The organism is Paraburkholderia heleia NBRC 101817 (assembly GCF_000739775.1).
In the GTDB taxonomy this organism is placed as follows: Bacteria; Pseudomonadota; Gammaproteobacteria; order Burkholderiales; family Burkholderiaceae; genus Paraburkholderia; species Paraburkholderia heleia.
In genome coordinates this window covers 62283-78164 of sequence record NZ_BBJH01000019.1, presented here as the reverse complement: position 1 = coordinate 78164, position 15882 = coordinate 62283, and the positions used below count along the sequence as shown (strand labels likewise).

General features: G+C 64.7%; 14 protein-coding genes. 10 read left to right on the top strand and 4 right to left on the bottom strand.

The genetic code is table 11. The annotated features are described in order from the left end of the window. Positions 1 to 191: 191 nt before the first annotated feature. From BHE01S_RS16355 to BHE01S_RS16340, 4 genes are all read left to right on the top strand, one after another. Entirely contained in the window at positions 192 to 1784 is a 1593-nt protein-coding gene (locus BHE01S_RS16355) for an ABC-F family ATPase (RefSeq protein WP_042265743.1), read from the top strand. 180 nt (positions 1785 to 1964) lie between these two features. Continuing rightward, a complete protein-coding gene (locus tag BHE01S_RS16350; RefSeq protein ID WP_042265742.1) occupies positions 1965 to 3398 on the top strand; it encodes an aldehyde dehydrogenase family protein in 1434 nt (477 codons plus the stop codon). A gap of 165 nt (positions 3399 to 3563) precedes the next feature. Further along, positions 3564 to 4754 carry an NAD(P)H-dependent flavin oxidoreductase gene (locus tag BHE01S_RS16345; protein ID WP_042265741.1) on the top strand — a complete coding sequence of 397 codons (1191 nt, stop codon included), beginning with the start codon at positions 3564 to 3566 and terminating at the stop codon, positions 4752 to 4754. 126 nt (positions 4755 to 4880) lie between these two features. Continuing rightward, complete coding sequence (locus BHE01S_RS16340) at positions 4881 to 5480, top strand: OmpW/AlkL family protein (protein WP_245639762.1); 600 nt, start codon at positions 4881 to 4883, stop codon at positions 5478 to 5480. 60 nt (positions 5481 to 5540) lie between these two features. On the opposite strand, the gene BHE01S_RS16335 is transcribed toward BHE01S_RS16340, so the two are convergent. Beyond that, positions 5541 to 5744, bottom strand: coding sequence for a DUF1289 domain-containing protein (locus BHE01S_RS16335; RefSeq protein WP_042265738.1), 204 nt, complete (start codon positions 5742 to 5744; stop codon positions 5541 to 5543). 465 nt (positions 5745 to 6209) lie between these two features. Between BHE01S_RS16335 and BHE01S_RS16330 the strand changes: the two genes are divergently transcribed. The 4 genes from BHE01S_RS16330 (at position 6210) to BHE01S_RS16315 (ending at position 10341) form a co-directional block, all read left to right on the top strand. After that, entirely contained in the window at positions 6210 to 7310 is a 1101-nt protein-coding gene (locus BHE01S_RS16330) for a polyamine ABC transporter substrate-binding protein (protein WP_042265737.1), read from the top strand. Between the two features lie 123 nt (positions 7311 to 7433). Continuing rightward, positions 7434 to 8594: an ABC transporter ATP-binding protein gene (locus BHE01S_RS16325; protein ID WP_042265736.1), complete on the top strand. Its 1161-nt coding sequence runs from the start codon at positions 7434 to 7436 to the stop codon at positions 8592 to 8594. Beyond that, a complete protein-coding gene (locus tag BHE01S_RS16320; protein ID WP_042265735.1) occupies positions 8591 to 9526 on the top strand; it encodes an ABC transporter permease subunit in 936 nt (311 codons plus the stop codon). The genes BHE01S_RS16325 and BHE01S_RS16320 overlap by 4 nt, the downstream gene beginning before the upstream one ends. Beyond that, the gene (locus BHE01S_RS16315) at positions 9523 to 10341 is read left to right on the top strand and encodes an ABC transporter permease subunit (protein ID WP_042265734.1); all 819 of its coding nucleotides are present in this window, start codon (positions 9523 to 9525) and stop codon (positions 10339 to 10341) included. Before BHE01S_RS16320 ends, BHE01S_RS16315 begins: the two co-directional genes overlap by 4 nt. Before the next feature lie 83 nt (positions 10342 to 10424). Here the strand turns inward: BHE01S_RS16315 and BHE01S_RS16310 are convergent, their stop codons facing one another. Beyond that, the gene (locus tag BHE01S_RS16310) at positions 10425 to 11846 is read right to left on the bottom strand and encodes a methyl-accepting chemotaxis protein (protein ID WP_042265732.1); all 1422 of its coding nucleotides are present in this window, start codon (positions 11844 to 11846) and stop codon (positions 10425 to 10427) included. 269 nt (positions 11847 to 12115) lie between these two features. Between BHE01S_RS16310 and BHE01S_RS39555 the strand changes: the two genes are divergently transcribed. Both BHE01S_RS39555 and BHE01S_RS16305 read left to right on the top strand, forming a co-directional pair. After that, positions 12116 to 12247, top strand: coding sequence for a hypothetical protein (locus BHE01S_RS39555; RefSeq protein ID WP_281177759.1), 132 nt, complete (start codon positions 12116 to 12118; stop codon positions 12245 to 12247). 18 nt (positions 12248 to 12265) lie between these two features. Continuing rightward, positions 12266 to 13036 (top strand): class I SAM-dependent methyltransferase, encoded by a 771-nt coding sequence (locus tag BHE01S_RS16305; RefSeq protein WP_042265731.1) that lies wholly within the window; start codon positions 12266 to 12268, stop codon positions 13034 to 13036. Here the strand turns inward: BHE01S_RS16305 and BHE01S_RS16300 are convergent. Together BHE01S_RS16300 and BHE01S_RS16295 are read right to left on the bottom strand one after the other, a co-directional pair. Next, complete coding sequence (locus BHE01S_RS16300) at positions 13033 to 14523, bottom strand: flavin-containing monooxygenase (RefSeq protein WP_042265729.1); 1491 nt, start codon at positions 14521 to 14523, stop codon at positions 13033 to 13035. The two genes, BHE01S_RS16305 and BHE01S_RS16300, sit on opposite strands and share 4 nt — an antisense overlap. A 140-nt stretch (positions 14524 to 14663) precedes the next feature. Beyond that, complete coding sequence (locus tag BHE01S_RS16295) at positions 14664 to 15830, bottom strand: tetratricopeptide repeat protein (protein WP_042265860.1); 1167 nt, start codon at positions 15828 to 15830, stop codon at positions 14664 to 14666. Positions 15831 to 15882: the final 52 nt, after the last annotated feature.

The window sequence follows — 15882 nt, the reverse complement described above, 5'->3', positions numbered from 1 at the left end:
GGCCTCGCAGGCGATGCGGCCCCGTTGTAACCGGCTTTCGTGGCGGCCCCGTGGCGGCCTTCACATTGCTCACTTCTTGCCGTGTCATGCTGCGCGGGGCAGTGTTGTCCGCGCGGCTGGAAGTCACGCGCGAAGTGGCATAACCTGCTAAAATTACAGGTTTTTCGTCGATCTACTTTCCGGGACGCGCTGTGCTCTCTACCGCCAACATCACCATGCAATTCGGGCCGAAGCCCTTGTTCGAGAACATCTCGGTCAAATTCGGCGAAGGCAACCGCTATGGCCTGATCGGCGCGAACGGTTGCGGCAAATCCACGTTCATGAAGATCCTCGGTGGGGATCTCGAGCAGAGTTCGGGCAATGTCATCCTCGAGCCGAACGTGCGTCTGGGCAAGCTGCGCCAGGACCAGTTCGCCTACGAAGACGTGCGCGTGCTCGACGTCGTCATGATGGGCCACACCGAAATGTGGGCCGCGATGACCGAGCGCGACGCGATCTACGCGAACCCCGAAGCCACCGACGACGACTACATGCATGCCGCCGAACTCGAAGCGAAGTTCGCCGAGTACGACGGCTACACGGCCGAAGCGCGCGCGGGCGAGCTGCTGCTCGGCATCGGCATCGGCACGGAATTCCACAATGGGCCGATGAGCGGCGTGGCGCCGGGCTGGAAGCTGCGCGTGCTGCTCGCGCAGGCGCTGTTCTCGAAGCCCGACGTGCTGCTGCTCGACGAACCGACCAACAACCTCGACATCAACTCGATCCGCTGGCTGGAAGATGTGCTCAACGAGTACAACTCCACGATGATCATCATCTCCCACGATCGACACTTCCTGAACCAGGTCTGCACGCACATGGCGGACATGGACTACGGCACGCTGAAGGTCTGGCCGGGCAACTACGACGACTACATGCTCGCGTCGGCGCAGGCGCGCGAGCGTCAGCAGGCCGCGAACCAGAAGGCGAAGGAGCGCGTGGCCGACCTGCAGGACTTCGTGCGTCGCTTCTCGGCGAACAAGTCGAAGGCGCGTCAGGCCACCAGCCGTCTGAAGATGATCGACAAGATCAAGATCGAGGAATTCAAGCCTTCGTCGCGCCAGAACCCGTTTATCCGCTTCGAGTTCGAGAAGAAGCTGCACAACATCGTCGTGGTTGCGGAAGAGATCACGAAGACGTACGAGCGCCGCATCTTCAACAAGCTCAGCATCAGCGTGCAACCGGGCGAGCGCATCGCGATCATCGGCGAGAACGGCGCGGGCAAGACCACGCTGCTGCGCTCGCTGCTCGGCAACCTGGCCGTCGATAACGGCTCGGTGAAGTGGGCGGAAAACGCGAACGTCGGCTACATGCCGCAGGACACGTATGAAGAGTTCCCGGCCGACGTCACGCTGATGGACTGGATCGACCAGTACCGCCAGGAAGGCGACGACGAGCAGTCGGTGCGCGGCACGCTGGGCCGCCTGCTCTTCAATGCGGACGACATCAAGAAGTCGGTCAAGGTGCTGTCGGGCGGCGAGAAGGGCCGCATGATCTGGGGCAAGCTGATGCTCGGCCGCCACAACGTGCTGCTCATGGACGAGCCCACGAACCACATGGACATGGAGTCGATCGAGTCGCTGCAGATCGCGCTCGAAAAGTTCGAAGGCACGCTCGTTTTCGTGTCGCACGACCGCGAGTTCGTGAACGGCCTCGCCAACCGCATCATCGAGGTGAAGACCGACGGCACGGTCAAGGACTACAGCGGCAACTATGAGGACTTCCTGGCCAGCCAGGGGCTGCAATGAGTTTCGGTCGCTGATCGAGGCGTGAAATGAAAACGGGCGGCGCGTGTGTGAGCGTCGCCCGTTTTGTTTTTGGGCCGCTGCGGTCTGCTTTACGTATGCGTCAACCACGCTAGAATGCGGAATCGCCGCGCGCAGCCGCAAATACGCGTGGACAAGACACACGCAGACAGGAGCACACCCATGAACGACTACACGCAGTTCTACATCGACGGCCAATGGGTCGCCCCGCACGGCAAGGGCACGATCGACGTGACCGACTCGGGCACCGAGGCGGTGATGGGCCGCATCCCCGAGGGCGTCGAAGCCGATGCCGAAGCGGCCGTCGCCGCCGCGCGCGCCGCCTTCGACGGCTGGGCCGCGACGCCCGCCGCCGGGCGCGGGGCGTATCTGCAGAAAATCGCCGACAACCTCAAGGCCCGCACCGACGAACTCGCGCAGTTGATCGCAGGCGAAGTCGGCATGCCGCTCAAGCTCGCGCGCGCGATCCAGGTGGGCGGCCCGGTCTACAACTGGGGCGCTTACGCGCAGCTTGCAAGCGAGTTCCAGTACGAGGAGCGCGTGGGCAACTCGCTCGTCGTGCGCGAACCGGTGGGCGTCGTCGCGGCCATCACGCCCTGGAACTATCCGCTCAACCAGATCACGCTCAAGGTCGCCGCCGCACTCGCCGCCGGCTGCACCGTCGTGCTCAAGCCCTCCGAGGTCGCGCCGCTCAATGCGTTCGTGCTCGCCGAGGCCATCCACGAAGCCGGCCTGCCCGCCGGTGTGTTCAACCTCGTGACGGGCTATGGTCCGGTGGTGGGCGAGTTGCTCGCGCGCCACCCGGACGTCGACATGGTGTCGTTCACCGGCTCGACGCGTGCGGGCAAACGCGTGTCGGAGGTCGCGTCGGCCACGGTCAAGCGCGTCGCGCTGGAGCTGGGCGGCAAATCGGCCTCCGTCGTGCTGGACGACGCCGATTTCGCGGCCGCCGTGAAAGGCACGGTGGGTGCGTGCTTCCTCAACTCGGGGCAGACCTGCTCGGCCCACACGCGCATGATCGTGCCGGAGTCGCGCTACGAAGAAGCGCGGGAGCTCGCGAAGCAGGCTGCGGAGGCCTTCAAAGTGGGCGACCCGCGCGACGAGAAAGCGAAGCTCGGCCCCCTCGCCTCGAAAGTGCAGCAGGAGCGCGTTCTGCACTACATCGAGCGCGGCATGGCCGACGGCGCCGAACTCGTGACGGGCGGCCCCGGCATGCCGGAGGGCGTGACGCAGGGCTTCTTCGTGAAGCCGACCGTGTTCGGCCGCGTGCCGCGCGACGCGGCCATCGCGCAGGAAGAGATCTTCGGCCCGGTGCTGACGATCCTCACGGCGAAGGACGAAGACGACGCCGTGGCGATCGCCAACGACTCGCTCTACGGCCTCGGCGGTGCGGTCTGGGCCGGCAGCGACGAGCGCGCGATGCGCGTGGCGCGCCGGATTCGCACGGGCCAGATCGACATCAACGGCGGTGCCTGGAACATGGCCGCGCCCTTCGGCGGCTTCAAGCAGTCGGGACACGGCCGCGAAAACGGCGCCTACGGCCTTGAGGAGTATCTGGAATACAAGTCGATGCAGTTCAAGGTGCCGAAGGGCTGATGAGGCATCTCGTCGCGCGCTATCGCAAATCTTTTAATGCGACGTGTTGATGCAAGTCATAAACGCGGGCTTCTTCACGGAGGTCCGCGTTTACGTTTGATACATGTCAATGTCATATGTGGGGCACGCGCGACCATAAGCGCTTTGTCATCGACAGAGCACAACATGTTTCCTGGACACTCCTTCGCTCCGCTCCAGATTCGCGGTCGTCAACTCCTGCCCGTCGTGCAGGGCGGTATGGGTGTCGGCATTTCGGCACACCGGCTTGCTGGCAGTGTCGCGCGTGAGGGCGCACTCGGCACGATCGCGAGCATCGACCTGCGCCATCATCATGGCGATCTCATGGAAATGTGCCGCACGGACCCGCGGCACGGAACGCTCGCTCGCGCGAACCTGATCGCACTCGGCCGCGAAATCGCGGCGGCACGCAAGCTCGCAGGCGGCAACGGCATGATCGCGGTGAACGTCATGAAGGCGGTGAACGCCCACGCCGACTACGTGCGCACCGCCTGTGAGAACGGCGCCGACGCCATCGTCATGGGCGCCGGCTTGCCGCTCGATCTGCCCGACCTCACGGCGGGCGTGGATGTCGCACTCGTGCCGATCCTGTCCGACGCGCGGGGCGTCGCGCTCGTGCTCAAGAAGTGGATGAAGAAGGGCCGCCTGCCCGACGCCATCGTGATCGAGCATCCTGCCCATGCGGGCGGCCATCTCGGCGTGACCGACATCGCCGACATGGGCAGCGAGCGCTTTGCCTTCACGCAGATCTTCGAGGAACTCGAAGGCGTCTATGCCACGCTCGGCATTTCGCGACGCGATGTGCCGCTCGTCGTGGCGGGCGGCGTGAACAGCCACGAGGCCGTGCGCAAATGGCTCGAGGCGGGTGCGAACGGCGTGCAGGTCGGCACGCCGTTCGCGGTGACCGAGGAGGGCGATGCACACCCCGACTTCAAGCGCGTGCTCGCCGACGCGAAGCCTGAAGACATCGTCGAGTTCGTGAGTGTGACGGGCCTGCCCGCACGCGCGGTGAAAACGCCGTGGCTCGAACGTTACTTGCGCAACGAGTCGCGCATTCGCACCAAGATCGGCTCGCTCAAGCTTGCTTGCCCAACCGGTCTCGAATGTCTTTCGGCCTGCGGGCTGCGCGACGGCATCGAGAAGTTCGGTCACTTCTGCATCGACACGCGCCTTGCTGCGGCGTTACGCGGCGACGTCGCGAACGGCCTGTTCTTCCGCGGGCGTGAGGCGTTGCCGTTCGGCAACGCGATCCGCAGCGTCCGCGACCTGCTGGAGTTGCTGCTGACCGGGGCTGCGCGACCTGCGGTCGCACAACGAGCTGCCTTCGCACTGGCTTGATACGTATCAAAACACCGCCGGACTCCGTCTCTGACAATTTGTAGGCCTTAAAGGCTAGACCTACAGACACGGGGATTAACGATGTATAAAGCAATTAGAAAGGCGGCCGCAACTGCTGCGCTCACCATGGGCGCGGCCTTCCTGGCAGCGCCGGCCAGCGCGGCCGGTTCTCCCGACTCGGGCATTTACGCAGGCGACTGGCTGGTGCGCCTGCGCGCGATCGAGATTGCCCCGGACGCACGCGGCAGCGGTCCGCTCGGCGCGCTTGGCGCGGACGTGAACAACGCCATCGTGCCCGAGCTCGACTTCACCTACATGGCGACCAACAACATCGGCGTCGAGCTGATTCTCGGTACGTCGCGCAACCAGGTGACGTCGAATATCGGGGCACTCGGCGGCGTGGGCGTGCTGCCGCCTACGCTGTTGCTGCAGTATCACTTCAACAACGCGGGCAGGGTGCGGCCGTACGTGGGTGCAGGCATCAACTACACGCTGTTCTACAACAACGGTCTGCACGCAGGCGGCCAGTCGGTTTCGATCGACAACCACAGCTGGGGTCCGGCGCTGCAGTTCGGCATCGACTTCCAGGTCACGAAGCGCATCTTCGTGAACGCGGATATCAAGAAGATCTGGATGCGCACCGACGCGTCGCTGGGTGGCACGCCTCTCGGCACGCTGCATATCGATCCGCTCGTGGTAGGTCTGGGCGTCGGCATGAAGTTCTGATCGATCGCCTGACCATTGCTTTTTCGAACGCCGGCTTGTCCGGCGTTTTTTTATCCGCGTTCAGGCGCGGTCTTTCTGGAAGCGCATGGCGGTGCCGTCGCGTTCGATGCGCTCCCACACGGCGCGTTTTTCCTCGCCGCTCAGAAAAACCCAGTTGGAGACTTCCACGGCGGTGCGCCCGCAGCCTTTGCAGACGTCGTCGAAAAGTGTCGAGCACACACCGATGCACGGGCTATCGGGGAGATCGTGGAGATTGGATGCCATTGTGGAGCCTTGGGGCGTGGCCGGGCGTCGCGCGCGCCGGCTTCGGTACGAAACGCCACTATGTTATCCGATACGGAACGGGGCGGCCGCCCGCGCCCCCAAGGCGAGCCGCGGCGACGTGCGATGCGCGATGAATCGGCCACGCCGCTGCAAGGCGATAGCAAGGTGGAGGGCGCCGCCGCGTCCCGCCAGAAGCCCGGCGTCGCGCGCATACGCCATCGAAGTTGTTTTTTGTGGACACGGCCCGTGAAACGGCTAAAATTGCGCGCGATTTACCGTCCGCGCGGCTTGCCGTGTTGCCACGGCCCATGTTCCGTTTGCGCGACACGCCCGCATTTTATTTCTTGCATGGCGGGTTTGATGGTAGGTTCTGGGAAAGTCAGGGGAGCCGTGCGCAGGTGACACGAGGCACGGCACGAAGCAAGGCAGGCAGCCGGCCGGAGCCGGTCAGGATCGGAGAACGGGATGAAGAAAGGGGTTGTGGCGCAACTGGCCGCGCTCGCGCTGTGCGCGGCGCCATGGATGACGACGGTGGCGAAGGACACGCAGCTGAACGTGTACAACTGGTCCGATTACATCGCCAAGGACACGATTCCGAACTTCACGAAGCAGACCGGCATTCAGGTCAAGTACGACAACTACGACAGCGACGACACGCTCCAGGCCAAGCTGCTCGCGGGCAACTCGGGCTACGACATCGTTGTGCCGACCAGCAATTACGCGGGCAAGCAGATCGCCGCCGGCATTTTCGCGCCGCTCGACAAGTCGAAGATCCCCAACCTCAAGTACCTCGATCCGCAACTGATGGCGCTCGTTGCCGGCGCGGATCCCGGCAACAAGTACGCGGTGCCCTGGGCGTATGGCACGACGGGTCTCGCCTACAACGTCACGAAGGCTCAGCAGATCCTCGGCAAGAACGTGCCGCTCGACAACTGGGACATCCTCTTCAAGCCCGAGAACATCTCGAAGCTGAAGGCCTGCGGCGTGTCCGTGCTCGACGCGCCGGACCAGATGTTCGCGGCCGCGCTGCACTACATCGGCAAGGACCCGCTCTCGACGAACCCGGACGACTATCGCGCCGCGCTCGCGATGATGAAGAAGATCCGCCCGTACATCACGCAGTTCAACTCGTCGGGCTACATCAACGACCTAGTGGGCGGCGACATCTGCTTCGCGTACGGCTGGTCGGGCGACGTCGTGATCGCCAAGCACCGCGCCATCGACGCGAAGAAGCCCTACAAGATCGAGTACTACATCCCGAAGGGCGGCGCGCCGATCTGGTTTGACGTGATGACCATCCCGAAGGATGCCCAGCACAAGGAAGCCGCGTACGAGTGGATCAACTACATCGAGACGCCGCAGGTCCACGCAGCGATCACGAACTCGGTCTACTACCCGAGCGCGAACGCGGAAGCGCGCAAGTACGTGGACAAGGACATCGCCAACGACCCGGCCGTCTACCCGCCGCCCGAAGTCCTGAAGACGCTGTTCCTGCTCAAGCCGCTGCCGCCTGAGATCCAGCGCCTGCAGACGCGTCTGTGGACCGAGTTCAAGTCGGGCCGCTGACGCGGTCGCAGCCGCGGTTGAAATTCGATCCCGTTTTACCCCGAGCCCTCGGCACGATGCCGGGGGCTTTGTTCGTCAACCCCGTCCAGCATTCACGCAGAAACAGGCAGGGCAGAGAGAATCATGAGTGACCAGTCGAGCGCGCCGGCATCCGCCGGTTCGCTGCCTTCGGGCTTCACCGCGGCAGATTCGGCCGCGGACAACTTCGTGCAGATCGTCGATGTCGTCAAGAAGTTCGGTGAGACGGCAGCTGTCAAGGGCGTCAATCTGTCGGTGAAGAAGGGCGAGTTGTTCGCGCTGCTCGGCAGCTCGGGCTGCGGCAAGTCCACCTTGCTGCGCATGCTCGCGGGTCTCGAAACCGTGACGTCGGGCAAGATCCTGATCGACGGCGAGGATCTCGCTTCAATGCCGCCGTACCGCCGCCCGGTCAACATGATGTTCCAGTCGTACGCGCTCTTTCCGCACATGACGGTGGAGTCGAACGTGGGCTTCGGGCTGCGTCAGGAAGGCGTAAAAAAGGGTGAGCTCAAGGACCGCGTGGCGGCCGCGCTCGAACTCGTGCAGATGACGCGCTTCGCGAGGCGCAAGCCGCACCAGCTTTCGGGCGGCCAGCAGCAGCGCGTGGCGCTCGCGCGCTCGCTCGTGAAGCGCCCCAAGCTGCTTCTGCTCGACGAGCCGATGTCGGCGCTCGACAAGCAGATTCGCCAGCGCACGCAAATCGAACTCGTCAACATTCTCGACAAGGTCGGCGTCACCTGCATCATGGTCACGCACGACCAGGAAGAGGCGATGACGATGGCGGGGCGCCTCGCGGTCATGAGCGAAGGCGAGATCGTCCAGCTCGGCACGCCGAACCAGGTCTACGAGTTCCCGAACAGCCGCTTCTCGGCGGAGTTCATTGGCTCGACCAATCTTTTCGACGGCAATGTGGTCGAGGACGAGCCCGACCACGTGTTCGTCGAGTGCCCCGAGTTGCCGGTGCGTCTCTATGTGAACCACGGCATCACCGGGCCGCTCGGCATGCCCGTGACGATCTCGGTGCGACCGGAGCGCATCTCGCTCACGCGCAAGCCACCCGAGGGTGTGTTCAACTGGGGCAAGGGCGTGGTCAAGAACATCGCCTACATGGGCGGCTACTCGCTCTATCACGTCAAGCTCGATTCGGGCAAGACGGTCATCGCGAACATGTCGAGCCTCGCGCTCTCCGAGATCGACTCGCCCACGTGGGAAGACGAAGTCTACGTGCGCTGGAGCGCGTCGGCCGGCGTGGTGCTGACGTCATGAGCGCGACGACCTTGCGCACCATCCTGAACTGGCCGGCGAAGCGCTTGAACCTCACCGGGCGCACGGCCGTCGTGGCGGGTCCGTTCATCTGGCTGCTGCTGTTCTTCCTCGTGCCGTTCGTCCTGGTGGTGAAGATCAGCTTCGCCGACCAGCAGCTCGGCATTCCGCCGTATACGGAGCTGACGTCGTTCGCCGATGGCGTGTGGCACATCGCGCTCGACTTTTCGCACTACGCGTTCCTGTTCCAGGACAGCCTGTACTTCGCGACCTACGTGAATTCTGTGGTCGTGGCCGCGATTTCGACGCTGCTATGCCTCATCATCGGCTATCCAATGGCGTATTACATCGCGCGCTCGAATCCCGCCTCGCGCAACATCCTCATGATGGCTGTGATGCTGCCGTTCTGGACGTCGTTCCTGATCCGCGTGTACGCATGGATCGGCATCCTGAAGAACAACGGTCTGCTGAACAATTTCCTGATGTCGATCGGCATCATTCATACGCCCATCGAGCTTTATCACACCAACACCGCGGTCTATATCGGCATGGTGTATTCGTATCTGCCGTTTCTCGTAATGCCGCTCTACGCGCACCTCGTGAAGATGGATCTCACGCTGCTGGAAGCCGCCTATGACCTCGGTGCGAAGCCGTGGCGCGCGTTCGTGGAGATCACGCTGCCGCTCTCGAAGAACGGCATCATCGCCGGCTGCCTGCTCGTGTTTATTCCTGCGGTGGGCGAGTACGTGATTCCTGAGCTGCTCGGCGGCGCGAACACGCTGATGATCGGCCGCGTCATGTGGAACGAGTTCTTCGACAATGCCGACTGGCCGATGGCCTCCGCGGTGACCTGCGCAATGGTGCTTCTGCTGCTCGTGCCAATGGCGCTGTTCCAGCACTATCAGGCGAAGGAGCTGGAGGGCCGCGGCAAATGAAACCGAATCGCGTTCTGATGTTCATCGCGCTCGGCCTCGGCTTCGCGTTTCTCTATATCCCGATCCTGAGCCTCGTCGTTTATTCTTTCAACGAGTCGCAGCTCGTGACGGTGTGGACGCGCTTTTCCACGCGCTGGTATCAGGCGCTCATCACCGACGACGAGTTGATCACCGCCGCCTGGCTTTCGCTGCGCATCGCGCTGATGACGGCGTTCGCCTCGGTGTTCATCGGCACGTGGGCGGGCTTCGTGCTCGCGCGCATGGGGCGCTTTCGCGGCTTTACGCTCTTCTCGGGCATGATCAACGCGCCGCTCGTGATTCCCGAAGTGATCCAGGGCATTTCACTGCTGCTGCTCTTCGTGGAAATGGGCAAGCTGATCGGCTGGCCCGCGGGGCGCGGCGTGTTCACGATCTGGATTGGCCACGTCATGCTGTGTATCTCATACGTCGCCATCATCGTGCAGTCGCGCGTACGCGAGCTGAACCCGTCGCTCGAAGAGGCGGCGCTGGATCTTGGCGCCACGCCGTTCAAGGTGTTTTTCCAGATTACGCTGCCGCTCATCTCGCAAGCGCTTGCGGCGGGGTGGTTGCTGTCGTTCACGCTGTCGATCGACGATCTGGTGCTCTCGGCGTTCCTTTCGGGCCCGGGCTCGACCACGTTGCCGCTCGTGGTGTTCTCGCGCGTGCGCCTCGGCCTGAACCCGGAGATGAACGCGCTCGCCACGCTCTTCATCGCGGTCGTGACGGTGGGGGTGATTGCAGGCAACTATTTCATGCAGCGCGCGGAGCGCAAGCGGATGGCGATGGCGGTCTGAGCGCCATCGCGCTGCAAAGCGCATGCAACAAACGGCGCGCGGGCAGCCATGTCCGCGCGCCGTTGGCTTGTGCGGCGCGGTCGTTACAGCCGGTAGCCCATGCGAAACCCGCCCCAGTGCCGACCGTTCACGAAGATCGGCGCGGAGGCGTCCTTCATCGTCACGAACGTGCCGCCCCCCATGTCGCGACGATAGGTCTGCAGCAGGAAGGGCTTGGTATGCGAACCGGCGGCGCGGCCCGCGCGGTCGCCGAATATTCGATGATTGCGGCAGTTCGCGGCGTTCCACACCGGGTCGGCGCCCTGCGGCTGCGAGAACTTGCGATTATGGGTCGGTATGTAGCCGCGCGGATCGATCGCGACACAGAAGGCGACGCGTTCGTCGAACGTGAGCAGCGGTTCGAGGATCGCGGGCAGCACGCGATCGGTGAACGCCGTGAAGCGCGTCATATGCTGCTGCGGGTCCGTATTCGGCACAGGGGTGTAGACGCTGTCGAACAGATCCGCGTCACCGATCTCGCCACGCGCGAGCGCGCCTTCGAACAGCTTGCTCACCTGGGCCGCGGCGCGCTGCACCGTCTCGATGAAGCGGGTGTCGTCGGTTTCCACACCGGTTGCGGCGGAAAGCTCGATGAGCGTTTCCGACACCTCGAGCAGCCGGCCGAGCTGATCCTTCGCCTGCACGAAGTTGCGTCCCGAATCTTCGACGCCCGCGACCATCTCGCCCACCTGGCTGTCGAGCCCATCGCATTTCGTCTCGATCTCGCCCGTGAGCTGCGCGATCTGACCGGCGTGCTCGTCGAGCTGCATGATCGCCTGGCCGGTGCTGTGCACGGCTTCGCCGATTGTGTGCGTGCCCTCGCGCACGCGATGCGCGCGTTCGGTGTTGGCGGTGCCCTCGGCGATGAGCTGCTCGGTCTGCTGCGTCAGCTGGCCGAGGGTTTGCTCGATCTGGCCGGTAGCCTGCGCCGTCTTGGCGGAGAGATTCTTCACCTCGGCCGCGACCACGGCGAAACTTTTGCCCGATTCGCCCGCGCGCGCCGCTTCGATAGCCGCGTTGAGAGCGAGAAGCTGGGTTTGCCGTGCGATCAGCGAGATCTCCTCGGAGACCTTCGAGACATGCGCGAGCGCGCTTTTGAGCGACCGGATCTGCGTTTCGATAACGGTGACGCTCTCCACGAGACCGTGAATGTCGGCAAGCGATGCCTCGATGGTCTGCTGCGACTGCTGCACGGTGGCGGCGGTGCCCGTGCTCAGCGCGCGCATGGCGCGCGCAGCCGTGGCGATCTGATGGTTGCCGGCGAGCGTGTGGGCCGCCGACTCGCGCAGGGCGTGGCAGACGTCGGTCTGGCGCTGCACGCGCGCGGCGACTTCGTCGACATGGCCCGCCACGTCGCAGATCTCGATACCGAGCCTGCCGGCGTGCGCGGCAATGTCGCCGACTATGCCGGCGGATTTTCCCGCGCGGCGGCCACCGCGCAGACCCAGCAAACGCAAACGTGTCATCGGGTGTCTCCTTTGTCGATGGCACCGGGTGCTCGAGCGCCTCGTGCCATCCCATGCATGGCTGCCCGCTGCGCAACGAAAATCGCGGACAACTGCAGAAAGCCTTCTGCCCGGTCGTCGGCAGGTTCGATCGCCGGGCTTTCTGAACTTGTTTACGGCGCGTAATACGGCGACTTGAGCGCAGGGGTGGCGCCTGGCGCTATGATCGGGAACTCGGGCGCCTCGAAAGCCGGTACAACGGAGCAAAGGGGCGTCGCGACGGGAGCAAGATGATAGACGCGATTTTCGGCGGGAGCGTGCCGCTCGCGCTCTGGCAGCAGCTGATCCAGCTCTGGGATCTGATCGTGATGGTGTTGCGCTTCCTCTGGGAACTGGTGAAGCTCCTCGGCGGCGGCGGTTGAACGACGAAAGGGCAGACGATGATCGACGATTCCACCCGGCGTTTCACCGACCGGGTCGCAGACTACGTGAAATTCCGGCCGACCTACCCGCGCGAAGTGGCGACCTTCGTGCACGTGGAGTGCGGCATCGCGCCGGGCGCGCCGGTGGCCGACATTGGCGCGGGTACGGGCCTCTCCACGAAACTCTTTCTCGACGCGGGCCATCCGGTGACGGCCGTCGAGCCGAACGCGGCCATGCGCGCCGCGGCGGACGCGCTGCTGAGCGGCTATCAAGGCTATCGCAGCGTGGCGGGCACGGCGGAGGCGACGACGCTCGAAACCGCGAGTGTGGATCTCGTGAGCGCCGCGCAGGCGTTCCACTGGTTCCACAAGACCGATGCGCAGCGCGAATTCGCGCGCATCCTCAAGCCGCGCGGCAAGATCGTGTTGTTCTGGAACAGCCGCCTGCTCGGAGGTTCGGCGTTTCTGTCGGGCTACGAGGCGCTCCTGCAGCGTTTTTGCCCCGACTACGCGCGCGTGGCCGAATCCTATCCCGACTCGGCCGCGATGGCCGACTGGTTCGGCGACGGCTTCGAGCATCAGACCGTGTTCCCGAACGCGCAACGGCTCGACTTCGATGGCTTGCGTGGACGGCTGATGTCGTCGTCGTACGCACCGCGCGCGGGCGACGAACGCCACGAGCCGATGCTCGCGGCGCTGCGCGAGCTGTTCGACGCGACGCAAAAGGACGGCACCGTGAACTTCGCCTACGAGACGCGCGTGTATGCCGGGCGTCCACCGCGCGCCTAGCGTTCGAACGCGTAGTCGGCGGTACGCACGCGGCGCGTTCTGCGGCGGAACGTGAACGTGAAGCCGGGCCACAGCGCGGTGTTCTTGCCCGCCTGTGTGAGGTAGTAGCTGCGGCAGCCCGACTGCCACACGGTGCGCGCGAAGCGCGCTTGCACGCGCGCGTTCCAGCTTTGCTGCGCCTCGGCGCGGACTTCCATCGTGCGGGCGCCCGAGCGCTGCAGCGTTCGGATGCAGGCCGCGATATAGGCGATATGCGACTCGATCATGTAGATCATCGAGTTGTGCCCGAGCGCCGTGTTCGGCCCGATCACGAAGAAGAGATTCGGGAAGCCTGCGACGCTCGCGCCGAGGTAGGCTTCGGGGCCGTCGCGCCGCCACGTCTTGCCGAGGTCCTGGCCGCCGACGCCCGTCACCCGGAAGGGCGCGTCCACATCGTTGACCTGAAAGCCCGTGCCGCAGACGATCGCGTCGTAAGGCCGATGCATGCCGTCGGCGGTGACGATGCCGTCGGCGACGACCTCGCGGATCGCGTCGGTCACCAGTTCGACGTTCGGCTGCGAGAGAGCGGGGTAGTAGTCGCTCGAGAGCAGCACGCGCTTGCAGCCCAGCAGGTAGTCGGGCGTGAGACGCGCGCGCAGGTCGGGGTCTTTGACCTTGTGCGCGAGGTAGCTCAGCGCGAACTTCGTTGGCGTCTTCAGCAGGCGCGGCTCCACCGCGAAGCCAAGCGCACGCGCTTCGTGCTGCCAGTAAATCCTCGCGCGCGCCACGCGTTGCGCAAAAGGCATGTGCCGATAAATCCAGCGCCAGCGCTCGCTGATGGCGCGGTCGCTGCGCGGCATGATCCACGGCGGCGTGCGCTGGAACACCGCGAGCTGCGCCGCGCGTGGCTGGATATGCGGCACGAACTGGATCGCGCTCGCACCGGTGCCGATCACGGCGATGCGCTTGCCTTCGAGCGCGTAGCCGTGGTCCCAGCGCGCCGAGTGGAAGAGCTTGCCTTCGAAGCGCTCGATGCCCGCGACAGGCGGCAGCGCCGGGCGCGAGAGCGGTCCGTTCGCGGCGATCACGATATCGGCTTCGATCGTCGTAATCGCACCGTCGCGTTCGATCTCCACCTGCCAGACGCGGCGAGCTTCCAGGAAGCGCGCCGCGCCTACGCGCGAACGGTATTCGATGAAGCGCTCGACATCGTACTTGTGCGCGCAATGGCGCAGGTAGTCGAGAATTTCGCGCTGCGGCGCGAAGGTGCGCGTCCACGCCGGATTCAGCTCGAACGAAAACGAGTAGAGGTGCGAAGGAATATCGCAGGCGGCGCCCGGATAGGCGTTGTCGCGCCAGGTGCCGCCGAGGCCTTCGGCTGCCTCATAGATCGTGAACGATTCCACGCCCATGCGACGCAGCCGGATCGCCATGCCGATGCCGGAAAAGCCGCTGCCGATGATGGCGATGCGCAGCGCGCCCCCGTTGCCGAGCGCTTCTTTGGCCATGTGTGCGTCCGCCGTTATGTGTGATGTGCCGGGCCCGTTATTGGCGTGAACAGGCCCAAGGTTTTGCGCCGATGCAAAACGGGCTCCGTGAAGGAGCCCGTGGTTGCTCGAGCGGCGTGTGCCGGCGAAGCCTCAGGCGTTCAGGAATTGTTCCAGTCGTCCGAGCTGTCGTTGCTGCCCATGTCGACACCGCCGCCGCCCGAACCGTCGTCCCAGTCGTTCGACCCTTGACCGAAGTCGAGGCCGCCGCCGTTGTTGCCGTCGCGCTGAACCCGGCGGCCTTCGTCGTCGACCAACACATCGCGCTCGATCACGCGGTCACGGCCCTGGTTGAGTGCCTCGCCGAGCAGCACGCCCGTGAGCAGGCCACCCATGCCGCCCATGCCACCGCCGCCTTGCTGCACGATGACCTGCGGCGGTTGCTGCGGCGGCGCAGGCGGATACTGCGGCTGACGTCCGAAGGCGGCATCGGCTTCTCGCGCGTAAGAGGAGTTGCTGCCGTAATCCGGCGCCGCAGGCTGCGCATTCGGATCGGGGCGGCCTTCGGCGCGGGCCTTGAGGCTCGCGAACTGACGCTCGAGATCCTCGATCTCATACGGCGGCCGCGGATTCGCGCTGTTCGACAGCGTTTCGACGAGGCTGCGCAACTGCGCTTCGAGTCCTTCGACTTCCTTTTCGAGCGCTTCGTGGCCGGGCGCGGTCGAGAGCTTCACGTCGAGCTTGAGCGAACGCACGCCGTTGAGCAGCTCGGTGGCGCGCTTGAGCTGGTCGCGGCGGTCGTCGCCGGCCTTCGCGTCTTCGGTTGACTTCGCGCGGCGCAGCGTCCAGCGCAGCACAAGCACAATGCCGACCAGCAAGATGGCGATACCAATCCACATGCCCATACCAGGACCTCGCTTCTGTGGCGCGGGCGCGGCCAACTGCTGCTGCGTGAACGGGTTGCCCGTGCTGTTCGTGTTGACACTGCCGGCGCGCGAAGCGTCGGAACGAATCTTCGCTTCGACCTGGGCGAAACGTTGCGGCTGGGTGAAGCGGATTTGCGGATCGAGCGACTTCGCCTGCTCGACCTGGGTGAGCGCCTCGCTGTAACGACCTTCGCGGTTGAGCACCTGGGCGTAGAGGTAGTGCGCGCGGGCGTTGTCCGGATGTGCCTGCAGGACTTCGGTCAGGCCGGCGTCGGCGCGCTGCCAGTCGCCCCGGGACATCGCGGATTCGATCTGCTGCACGCCAGGCACGGCGAACGCAACGCCGCCCGTGAAGGCGAGGGACGCGACAGCGAGGCTGGCAGCGGCAAGAAACTTTTTCATGTTGCAGGCCGGGCGCATTGACGCCCGTCTCCATGGCATTCGATACGGGGAT